This window comes from uncultured Tyzzerella sp. (assembly GCF_963558545.1).
GTDB lineage: Bacteria > Bacillota > Clostridia > Lachnospirales > CAG-274 > Tyzzerella.
The window spans coordinates 1-11,056 of sequence record NZ_CAUWHO010000057.1 but is presented as its reverse complement, the minus strand read 5'-3'; the positions used below and the strand labels follow the sequence as shown (position 1 = coordinate 11,056).

Genomic DNA, 11,056 nt, shown 5'->3' with positions numbered 1-11,056 from the left:
TAGAAAGTTTATTAAATTCTTCGTATTTATTTAATACAAATAAAGGAATTTTATTTATAATAGTTGTTACACAGTTAAAACAATCATTTTTTATAGGAAAGCAAGCTCCTGTTCTGTCTTTTAAATAAAAATTATCACAGTTATTTTTCATTTTACAAAACCTATTATTCCCTTTATTTCCAACATATAAACCAACAGGGCATTGGTGTGTTGTCATTAAAGGTAGCTTTCCATACACTAAAAGCTCTGTATTTTTAGAAGAAAGCTCTCTTATTTCTGATATATTAAGCTCTGGAGATAATGTTACATTGTTAAATAGCGATAATAACTTATTTATAGAAGCATTGTTAAATACATTAAAAGTATAGTCTGCTACAATTTTTTTATTTGTATTTAAGTTTATATAATTTCTTAAAAGATAGCCATCTATATTAGATTTTTCTAGTGTATCTAACATTTTATAAAAATCTTTAGACATAGGTTCTCTAAGTATCCAAAGTAGAGCAATAAATATTTCTATGTTGTTTTTATGAGCATTTTCTATGAAATAATCTAAATGTGTGAGATTATTTTCTGTTAATTCTATATATATTCTCTTTAACTTATTAGTTTCTATACAAGCATCAAATTGCTCTTTATTTTGTACTAAAGCTGTTATGTATTGCTTATTAGCTATATTTATGTTAGGTGTGTAGGTTACATTTATTTTATCTCTTTTAAAGCTTTCTATAATTTTTTGCTTAAGATTTTCGCTAGCTTGTCTTCTAAGGTTATTTATAGCACTTACAGGAATATAAATATTTTCATCTATTTCTATATTTTCAAAAACAAAGTAAAAAGGAGTATCACCAGTTTTAGATAATTTTTCTATAAGTACATCTTGTGTAACAGAAGAATTTTTTGCAGTTTCTATAATATATCCTTCTTCGATTATTTCTATGTTATTATTATATAGCTTTAAAGTGAGAGGTTTATTTAATTTTGCAATAACATCTACTTTTATTTCCTGTTTTCTGGTATCTTTGTTATATAATTTTTTTAATTTATTATCAAGAGCTTTATCGAAGGAACGAAAAACTAAATCACCTTTATTTATATTTCCTATTATAGTAACATTTATTAAATCTCCAACACCAGCTTGTTTGGATATATTAGTACCACAATGTGGCTTTGTTTTTGTCCAAACTTCTATTCCATCACCACATATAACAGGCTCATCAAGTTTTATTGTACATTTTTTAGTTTTTCTATTGTAGTTTTCTACTATGCCTATTTTTAGACCACTACTTTTAGGAGAAGGGCTAATCATAGTTTTATTAGACCAGTTTTCATAGTATCCAGTTATAGAGCTACCACCACGATTAAATATTTGAGTAAGCTCTTTTAAATCATTATTTTCTATTTTAGAAAATGTATTATTATCTACTTTATCAATATATTTTCTATAATTAGATGTTACACTTGCTACGTATTCGGGGCTTTTCATTCTTCCTTCTATTTTAAATGTATGTATGCCAGATTTTACAAGTTTATCTATTATAGGAAGGGTAGCTGTATCTTTAGGGGATAAAAGATAGTTGTTAGCATATGTTTTATTATCTTTTATAAGCTTATATTCCATACGGCAAGGTTGAGCACATCTACCCCTATTTCCACTACGTTCTCCTATAAGGCTACTCATAAGACATCTTCCAGAATAAGAAACACATATAGCACCATGAACAAATGCTTCTATTTCTATATCTGTATTGTGTGTAATATTTTCAATCTCTTTAAGAGTAAGCTCACGGCTTAATACAACACGTTTAAACCCTAGTTCCTTTAAAAATTTAACACCTTCTATATTGTGTATAGTCATTTGTGTACTAGCGTGTAAAGACACATTTTTAAAATTATTTTTTATAAGGTTAAATATACCTATATCTTGCACTATAATTGCATCTATACCGTAGGAATATACCTCTGACACAAAGTTTAAAACATCTTGTATTTCATTTTCTTTATAGACTATATTTAATGTTAAATTTACTTTAACACCTCTAAGGTGACAATAGTCTATAACATAATTTAATTCTTCATTGCTAAAATTGTTGGCACTTTGCCTAGCATTAAAAGATTTACCACCTAGGTATATAGCATCACAGCCATTATTAACAGCAGATATCATACTATCCATAGAACCAACAGGGGATAAAAGCTCTGGTTTTTTGTTGTTCAAAATATTCACCTAATTTCTAAAATAAAATTTATTAAAGTTATGGACAAATTGTACAAATTTTGTTAATATATAAGTAAAGAAAAAATAGCATATATTTATTTTTGTTAAAAAAGTATAATACACACAAAATTATATATAATATATTTGTGGATATTATACTTAATGATATGTAAATTATATATATAATTTATTGTGATTTGTTTAACTGTGATTTAAGCGATTCTATTTCTTCTTCTAAGTTTAAAATTTGTAAATCTTTTTCTAATAGTAGGTCTTCTATATCTTCATTTTCTATGTTAGATAGCTTTATAGTAGTTTCGTTTAGATTATCTTTTAAATTTTCTATAAGAAGATTTTTTTCTGATAAATCTTTTTCTAAGCTTTTAATAATATTAGATTTTTCAGATAAATCTAAGTTAAATTTATCTTTTAAATTGGATATAATAGCATTTTTTTGAGATAAAGCATTATTTATTTTTTCATCTAATTGAGAATGAAGGTTTTTATTTTCATCTAAAGATTGGTCAAGCTTGTCTTTAAGATTAGATATAATATCATCTTTATTATTTGAAATACTATTAAGATTATCCTCAAGATTAGATATAATAGTATCTTTTTCAATTAAAATATCATTAAGCCTGTTCTCAAGATTAGATATAATAGTATCTTTTTCAATTAAAATATCATTAAGCCTGTCCTCAAGATTAGATATAACAGTATCTTTTTCAGTTGAAATATTGTTAAGCCTGTCTTCAAGATTAGATATAACAGTATCTTTTTCAGTTGAAATATTGTTAAGCTTGTTCTCAAGGTTAGATATAATAGTATCTTTTTCTTTATTTATAGCTTTAATTTTATCTTCAAGATATAATATGGAGTTATCTTTATTTTTACAATTATTGTCACTTTCAGTTAGTTTATTTTCTATGTAAGTGTTTTTAGATGAAAGTAAGTTAACTTTTGCTTCTAAATCTGTTGTAATTTTAGAATTTTTATTAAAAAGTTGACGTTGTTTAAAAAGGTCATCTGCTATATTAAGTGCTAAAACTAATAAAAATGAAGTGGAATTTTTGTTTAAATTTCCATATATATTTGCTAAATCATCCATTTTATTATTTATATATTTTGCTATACCATTTATGTAATCTTCGCTTTCATTTGTTGAAAGGTTATATATTATGTTTCCTATTTTAACAGAAATGGTATTTTTGTTATTTTCATTATTAATATTATTTTCTATATTCATATAATTCACCTCAAAAAATAATATAATAATTATACCATATATATAAAATATATCAATTGTTTTAATAAACTTTATCGAAATAATTATATTTATTGTAACAAAAAGTAAAAAAACTATTATAAAATTTAATTTATGTAAAAAAATTTAACATTTTATATAAAATAGTCTTTTATTTTTTCGATTTTTAATATAAAATATATAGAGGTGTTTAAATAGATAAAAAGAAATATATAAGTTTAAATATAAAATTATGAAAAGGAGTGGCGTTAGTATGATATCAAACCAAATATTACAAACTACGATAGATGGATTAAAAAATATTACAAGAAGAGAATTTAGTGTTGTTGATAGAGAAGGTAAAGTGGTTGTAACAACAGAAAATGAAATGATTAATACTACTGTGGAAGGTGTAGAATTTTTTATAAATAGCCCAGCAGAAAATCAACTTGTTCAGGGGTATCAATATTTTAAGGTGTTGGACAATAATAGTACAGAATATATTGTTTTAGCAAAAGGTGAAGATGAGGAGATATACCAAATAGGAAAAATAGCTACATTTCAAATACAAAGCCTTTTGGTAGCATATAAAGAAAGATATGACAGAGATAACTTTATAAAAAATTTATTATTAGATAATTTATTACTTGTAGATATATATTCTAGAGCTAAAAAACTTCATATAGAAAATGATGTTAAAAGAATAGTTTACCTTATAGAAACAGATATTGATAAAGAGCTTAATTCTGTGGAAGTAATTAGAAATGTTTTCCCAAGTAAAGGTAAAGATTTTATAACAGCAGTAGACGAAAAAACAATTATTCTTGTTAAAGAGCTTGACGAAAAAGAAACAAAAGAAGATATAGACCATTTTGCTAACGAAATATATACAAAGTTAGTAGACGAACTTAAAAAGAATATATTAGTTGCAATAGGTTCTGTAGTATACGATTTAAAAAACATATCATCTTCATTTAAAGAAGCTAAAATGGCTTTAGAGGTGGGGAAAATATTTGAAGAAGAAAAACATATAATAAAATACGAACAACTGGGTATAGGAAGGCTTATATACCAGTTACCAAATAATTTATGTAAAATGTTTGTAGGAGAAGTTTTAGATGGTATAACAATGGCAGCATTTGATGAAGAAACACTTATTACTGTTGCTAAATTTTTTGAAAATAACTTAAATGTGTCAGAAACATCAAGACAACTATATATACACAGAAATACATTAGTTTATAGATTAGATAAATTACAAAAAATGACAGGACTTGACCTTAGAAATTTTGATGATGCCATTATTTTTAAAATAATGTTAATGGTTAGTAAATATATGCAATATAGACAAAACTTCAAGTATTAATGAAATTCTGAGAGGAAGATAAAATTGATTAGTGTAGATAAAGTTACAAAGATTTATGATAATGGTTCTGTTGCAATAAATAATGTTTCGCTTAACATAAGAAAGGGGGAATTTGTTTTTGTTATAGGCTCTTCTGGTTCTGGTAAATCTACTTTTATGAAAATGCTTTTAAAGGAGGTAGAACCTACAGAAGGTAAAATTGTTATAGATGGAATAAATATAAATAATATAAAGAGAAAAGAAATACCATTTTTAAGAAGAAAAATAGGAGTTGTTTTTCAAGATTTTAGGCTTTTACCAAGCAAAACAGTATTTGAAAATATTGCATTTGCTTTACAGGTAACAGAAACATCTCCAAAAGCTATAAGAAGAAATGTCCCTGCTATTCTTGCTATGGTGGGATTGACACACAAAGCTAAAGCTTATCCTAATGAGTTATCAGGGGGAGAACAACAAAGGGTAGCTCTTGCAAGGGCTATAATAAATAAACCACCTATATTATTAGCAGATGAGCCAACAGGTAACCTAGACCCAGAAACAGCTTGGGAAATAATGGAACTTTTAAAAGAAATAAATGCTAGAGGGACAACAGTTGTTATTGCAACACACGCTAAAGATATTGTTGATGAAATGAAAAAGCGTGTTATAACTCTCCAAAAAGGTATAATACTAAGTGATAAAGAGGGAGGGTATAACTATGAAGATTAGGAGTGCTAAGTATCATATAAAACAAGGGGCTAAGAGCATTACAAAAAATGGACTAATGTCTTTTGCATCTATAGCATCTGTTGCAGCTTGTGCTTTTATGCTTATAATATCTTTATGTATAGCTATAAATTTAGATTTAGCATTAGAAAAAGTGGAAGAAAGTATAGGTGTATCGCTATATTTAGGTGATGAGGTTACAGAAGAAGAAATACAGGGGATTTTTGAAAAGTTACAATCTATACCTAATGTACTAGGTGTATCATATATGTCTAAAGAAGATGCTCTTAATTGGGCAAAAAATGAGTGGGGAGATGAACAAGATATTTTATCTGGGCTTGAAGACGATAACCCTTTCCCTAGGTCTTTTGAGATATCTATAGATGGGGCTAAAAATCAAAAGCAGGTTATAAAAGATGTAACACAATTGCAAAAAGATTTTGAACTACAGTTAGTAGATGCTAGAAATAAAGAAGAAGAGGAAATAAAAGATATAATAGAAAATCCACTACAAGCTACAACAGTAACTAAAGAAGAGCAATCTACACAAGCTACAACAGTAACCAAAGAAGAGCAATCTACACAAGATATAACACAAAATAAGGAAGCTACAACTAATATATCAAATAGTACAGATACAGAAAAAATAGCTAACATTGGTGATAAAGACTACAATTACATAGGAATTGAAAAAATAAGGCATTCTCAAAAAGAATCTGATATATTATTAGCTATTAATAATACAGTTAGGATAGCAAGTATTATTATAATTATTATTTTATCGGCTATATCTGTTGCTATTATTGTTAATACAATAAAATTAACTGTTTATGTAAGAAAAACAGAAATAAATATTATGAAATATGTAGGGGCAACAGACTGGTTTATAAGATGGCCTTTTGTTATAGAAGGAATAATTATAGGTATTATAGGCTCTATTATACCTATTGTTATATGCGTATTTGGATACAACCAATCAGTTGCTATAATATATGAAAATATGCCTTTTATAAAAAACTATGTAGAGTTTAAGGACACATTTTCAATGTTTTTAGCGATAGCACCTGTAACAGTTATATTAGGAGTATTATTAGGTGCTATAGGTTCTGTAAACGCAATTAAAAAACATTTAAATGTATAGGAGGAATATAAATGAAAAAAGTTTTAAGTATATTTTTAACTATAGTATTTATACTTTCTCTTAATATTAGTGTATATTCTAAAAGTGTTAATCAGCTTAATAAAGAAAAAAATGAGATAAAAAATAAAATAGAAAATTCTAAAGATTCTTTGCAAAAATCTAAGGAGCAAAAAAGCTCTATATTAAAAGAAGTAGAAAAATTAGACGCTAATTTAGATAAAATAGAAACAGAGCTTGAAGACTTAGAAAAAAAACTTAATCAAACAAAAGAAAGCCTAGCACAGTCTGAAAAAGAACTTAAAGATGCCAAAGAAAAAAAGGAAAAACAATATAAAAGCCTTAAAGAGCGTATTAGAGTTATGTACGAATATGGTGATAGTGGATATATAAGTATACTTTTAGAAGCTAAGGGGTTTACAGATTTTTTTAAAAGAATTGAATATGTAAATTATATAATTAAACACGACAATAAGCTTTTTGAAAGATACAAAGAAACAGAAGAATTTATTGCTTTAAAAGTTGAGCAAATAAAAGTTGAAAAAAGCAACTTAGAGGTTTTAACAAAGCAAACACAAGATAAAAAACAAGAAGTGCAAAAGAATATATCTTCTAAACAACAAATGGTAGCTAATCTTAATAAGCAACAAGCAAGTTTAGAGCAACAGATAAAAGATTTACAAAAAGAAGATAACGCTATAACAAATCTTATAAATCAAGCAAAAGTTAAATCTACAGGTGCTAGCACAAATAAAGTTTATCCTGGAAAAGGTGGAAGATTTGCACACCCAGTACCAGCTTATGCAGGTAGACCATATAATGATGTTTACGGGTATAGGGCTAACCCTATAAGTGGCAGGAGAGAGTTACACTCTGGATTAGATTTAAAAGCTACATATGGTACAGACATTGTGGCAGCAGAAAATGGAACAGTTATATATTCTGGTAATAGAGGAGGATATGGTAAGACAGTTATTATAGACCACGGTGGTGGAATTTCTACACTATATGCACATAATTCTAAACTTGTAGTAAGTAAAGGACAGCAAGTAAAAAGAGGGCAAGTTATTGCCAAAGCAGGCTCTACTGGATATTCTACAGGTGTACACGCTCATTTTGAAGTTAGAATAAATGGTAAACACACAGACCCAGCACCATATTTAAAATAAAAAGGTATACAAGGAGTGGTAAATATGGCTAAAGTGAAAAATAATAAAAAAAATGTAAATAAAAAACAAGAAAAAATCAGTTCCACTATAACAATAGCTATATTAATTTGCATTGCATTGGTAGCTTTAATAGGTATAGTTTACCAAACTATTCAAAGCAATTATAAACCAGGCTATGTTTCTTTAAAGCCAGTAAATGTTACTTTAGCATCTGGTGGAGAAAGTCATAAGCTTTCTGTAGATGTTACTTTAGGTGGTAAAAGTAAAAATCTAAATAAGTTAAATATGGAAAATGTTCAAGTATTTGTTACAGAAACTATTAAAAATTTAGATTATAACAGTATAGTAAGTAAAGACGGAAATGAATACATAAAAAATATTCTATTGACAGCTCTTAAACAAGAGTTTGGAGATAGTATAGAAAATGTAAGTTTAAGTAGCTTGCTAACAGATGTAACAGTATCTACACCTGAAGAAGCAACAAAAAATCTAAATCCATCAGTTGAAGAACTTTTAGAAAATTTTGGTTGGACTAAAAAGAAATAATATTTTTGGAGATGAACAATGACTGAAAAAATATTAAATATCTTAAAAAATAATAAAGAATTTACATCAGGTGAGAAAATAGCTAAATCCCTTAATATTACTAGAGCAGCCGTATGGAAAAATATAGTTAAATTAAAAAGTATGGGATATAATATTACCTCTGTTACAAATAAAGGATATTTACTTATTGAAGATAGTGATATTTTTAATAATATAGAGATAGAAAAGGAAATAAATACATTTAAATTAGGCAAAAAAATATATTACTTTGATGAAATAAATTCTACTAATGAGTATGCTAAAAAAATAATTAATGAAAGTATAGAGGAAGGAACATTAATTGTTGCTAATAGTCAAACTAATGGAAAAGGTAGGCTTGATAGACAATGGATAAGTAATAAAGGAGATGGAATATTTTTATCTTTAATTTTAAGGCCAGACATAGAATTATTTAAAATAACTCAAATAACTTTATTAGCTGGTATATGTATTTGTAATACTATAAAAAATATTACAGGCCTTGATGTAAAAATTAAGTGGCCTAATGATATTATTATAGATAACAAAAAGGTTTGTGGAATATTAACAGAAATAAATGCACAGATAGATAGAGTATCATATGTTATACTAGGCATAGGTATAAATGTTAATAATGAAAAGTTTAATGTTGCCTTAGAGGATAAGGCAACATCTATATTTTTACAATTAGGCAAAAATATAAATAGACAAAAAGTAATAGCTCATTTTTTAAAAGAATTTGAAAATAATTATTTTAAATATATAAAAGAAAAAAATTTTGCAACATTTTTAGATGAGTATAAAAAACTTTGTATAAATTTAGGCAAGGAATGTAAAATAGTATCATCTAAAAAAGAAATTGTTGGAAAAGTTATAGATATATCTCCATTAGGAGAAATTATATTTAAAACAAAAGATGAAATTTTAAAGATAGTTTCTGGCGAAGTTTCTTTAAGGAATATTGATGGAAGTTATATTTAAGGAGTGGTTATTTGGATAAGAAAACTATATTTGCTACATCTAGTTATAGTAAAAAATACTTTTTTGATGAAATAACAGAAAGTTTGCCTATAGATATAAAAAATAGTATAAAAGAAATAGGTGTATATTTTGTCAATAAAGTTGGAGGAATATTTAGTATAGGTTTTTATGATGATAATAGTCTTTTTATAGATTATAGCTTTTCTGAAGATGATTTTTTATGTGATGAAATAGGTGCTAAACTAGAAATAGAAAAGATAAAAAGAGAAGAAAAAGAGCTTATATCTTCTTTAACTTTATGGTATAAAGTATTTAATAAAAAATAAAATACCCTAAATAATGGGTATTTTATTTTTTATTATAACTTAAAAAGATTAACTATATACTAATGTTCTTTATACATTATTTTATTAGTTATAAATGTTAAAAACCTTAAAACAGTATTATTAACAGCATCTCTAGATAATATATATGTTACTATTATTGAGCTAATAGTACATAGTAATAAGTTTAAAATATTATTATTTATACTTTTAGATATTCCAAAAAAAGAACCTATTAAAAATATATGAAGGATATATACAGAAAGAGTATTTTTACCAATTTTACTTAAAAAACATTGCTTGCAAGTTGTTATATTTATTAAAGCAAAAGTCATTAAAAAGCCTAAAAAATATAAAATTATTCTTATTACTAATCCTAGTCTTATAGGGTATTTAAGGTTTATAAAAGGTCTATCTAACCATAATATTTCTACTGGTATAGAATCGGATAGTGAAAAAATTACAGATAGAGTAAATGTAAGTAATATTAATAAAACAAAGATTATATGTTTTTTATTTTTTATTTTATCTATTAATGTTTCATCAAAAAAATATCCTGCTAAAAAATATGGTAAAAAGGTAATAGTTCTTGATATAGACATAAAGTCATTAAATTCTATAAATAATCCTGCTAAAATACCTAAAAATAAGCATACTTTAAATATATTTTTTATTTTTAAGATATATGGTAAAATAAGTTTCCAAACAAACATACTATATAAATACCACATAGCCCAAGCAGGAGTAAAAAATGAGTAAAAATCTGTAATACCTAGAAGTACTAAAACTATGTTCCAGGGTAAAGTTATTAATAGAAAAGGTATTAAAAATTTTTCAAAGGCAGTATCTTGAGATTTTTTTAAATTTTTAGAAAAATACCCAGATATAAATATAAATGCAGGCATATGAAAAATGTATATAAAAGTATATATTATTTTTGCTATTTCGTAGTTATTTTTTAAAAGTTCTAAGCTATGTCCAAATACTACTAAAAATATTAAAAGTCCTTTTATATTGTCAAATAAAAGATTACGGTCTTTCATAGATATTTCCTCCAATAAAATTTATAATCTATACTATAATAACAGATTAATGTTACATTTTTGTTACAAAGTATAAAATAATTTTTGCCTATATATCGTATAAATAATTATAATATATAATAATAAAAATAATATTGACAATATATTAATGATATGTTACCATATACTAACCTAAGTTACCAAACAACAACCTATTTAAACATTTATTAATTTATTTAATATAAAAAACAAAAATTATAGGATTTATGTTTAGGTATAAAAAAGGGTGAAATAATATTTATAATAAGGTTAGTAGATGTTGTAAAT

At 25.4% G+C, this 11,056-nt stretch carries 10 protein-coding genes; 7 read left to right on the top strand and 3 right to left on the bottom strand.

Going from position 1 to position 11,056, the window contains the following annotated elements; all coding sequences use genetic code 11:
• Both R5Z65_RS08600 and zapA read right to left on the bottom strand, forming a co-directional pair.
• A partial coding sequence (locus R5Z65_RS08600; RefSeq protein ID WP_317368555.1) for a DUF3656 domain-containing protein occupies positions 1 to 2,218 on the bottom strand: 2,218 nt, incomplete at its 3' end.
• A 187-nt stretch (positions 2,219 to 2,405) separates the two neighbouring features.
• Complete coding sequence (gene zapA, locus R5Z65_RS08595; protein WP_317368553.1) at positions 2,406 to 3,464, bottom strand: cell division protein ZapA; 1,059 nt, start codon at positions 3,462 to 3,464, stop codon at positions 2,406 to 2,408.
• Positions 3,465 to 3,735: 271 nt separating this feature from the next.
• Between zapA and R5Z65_RS08590 the strand changes: the two genes are divergently transcribed.
• The 7 genes from R5Z65_RS08590 to R5Z65_RS08560 are packed head-to-tail and all read left to right on the top strand — an operon-like array spanning position 3,736 to position 9,710.
• Positions 3,736 to 4,827 carry a helix-turn-helix domain-containing protein gene (locus R5Z65_RS08590; RefSeq protein ID WP_317368552.1) on the top strand — a complete coding sequence of 364 codons (1,092 nt, stop codon included), beginning with the start codon at positions 3,736 to 3,738 and terminating at the stop codon, positions 4,825 to 4,827.
• 24 nt (positions 4,828 to 4,851) lie between these two features.
• Positions 4,852 to 5,535: a cell division ATP-binding protein FtsE gene (gene ftsE, locus R5Z65_RS08585; RefSeq protein ID WP_317368551.1), complete on the top strand. Its 684-nt coding sequence runs from the start codon at positions 4,852 to 4,854 to the stop codon at positions 5,533 to 5,535.
• A complete protein-coding gene (locus R5Z65_RS08580) occupies positions 5,525 to 6,673 on the top strand; it encodes a permease-like cell division protein FtsX (RefSeq protein WP_317368550.1) in 1,149 nt (382 codons plus the stop codon). The genes ftsE and R5Z65_RS08580 overlap by 11 nt, the downstream gene beginning before the upstream one ends.
• 11 nt (positions 6,674 to 6,684) lie before the next feature.
• Positions 6,685 to 7,839 (top strand): peptidoglycan DD-metalloendopeptidase family protein, encoded by a 1,155-nt coding sequence (locus R5Z65_RS08575; protein ID WP_317368549.1) that lies wholly within the window; start codon positions 6,685 to 6,687, stop codon positions 7,837 to 7,839.
• 24 nt (positions 7,840 to 7,863) lie between these two features.
• A complete protein-coding gene (locus R5Z65_RS08570; RefSeq protein ID WP_317368548.1) occupies positions 7,864 to 8,385 on the top strand; it encodes a hypothetical protein in 522 nt (173 codons plus the stop codon).
• Positions 8,386 to 8,403: 18 nt separating this feature from the next.
• Complete coding sequence (locus tag R5Z65_RS08565) at positions 8,404 to 9,384, top strand: biotin--[acetyl-CoA-carboxylase] ligase (protein ID WP_317368545.1); 981 nt, start codon at positions 8,404 to 8,406, stop codon at positions 9,382 to 9,384.
• Positions 9,385 to 9,395: 11 nt separating this feature from the next.
• Positions 9,396 to 9,710: a DUF6145 family protein gene (locus R5Z65_RS08560; protein WP_317368542.1), complete on the top strand. Its 315-nt coding sequence runs from the start codon at positions 9,396 to 9,398 to the stop codon at positions 9,708 to 9,710.
• Between the two features lie 59 nt (positions 9,711 to 9,769).
• Here R5Z65_RS08560 and R5Z65_RS08555 read toward each other — a convergent pair whose 3' ends face one another.
• Positions 9,770 to 10,750, bottom strand: a complete 981-nt coding sequence (locus R5Z65_RS08555) for an acyltransferase family protein (protein WP_317368539.1) — start codon at positions 10,748 to 10,750, stop codon at positions 9,770 to 9,772.
• Positions 10,751 to 11,056: the final 306 nt, after the last annotated feature.

What these genes read in the sequence shown, in the direction of transcription:
- R5Z65_RS08565 (WP_317368545.1), top strand. Translation starts at nt 8,404, where the DNA reads ATGACTGAAAAAATATTAAATATCTTAAAAAATAATAAAGAATTTACA.
- R5Z65_RS08555 (WP_317368539.1), bottom strand. Translation starts at nt 10,750, where the DNA reads ATGAAAGACCGTAATCTTTTATTTGACAATATAAAAGGACTTTTAATA.
- R5Z65_RS08580 (WP_317368550.1), top strand. Translation starts at nt 5,525, where the DNA reads ATGAAGATTAGGAGTGCTAAGTATCATATAAAACAAGGGGCTAAGAGC.
- R5Z65_RS08575 (WP_317368549.1), top strand. Translation starts at nt 6,685, where the DNA reads ATGAAAAAAGTTTTAAGTATATTTTTAACTATAGTATTTATACTTTCT.
- zapA (WP_317368553.1), bottom strand. Translation starts at nt 3,464, where the DNA reads ATGAATATAGAAAATAATATTAATAATGAAAATAACAAAAATACCATT.
- R5Z65_RS08590 (WP_317368552.1), top strand. Translation starts at nt 3,736, where the DNA reads ATGATATCAAACCAAATATTACAAACTACGATAGATGGATTAAAAAAT.
- R5Z65_RS08570 (WP_317368548.1), top strand. Translation starts at nt 7,864, where the DNA reads ATGGCTAAAGTGAAAAATAATAAAAAAAATGTAAATAAAAAACAAGAA.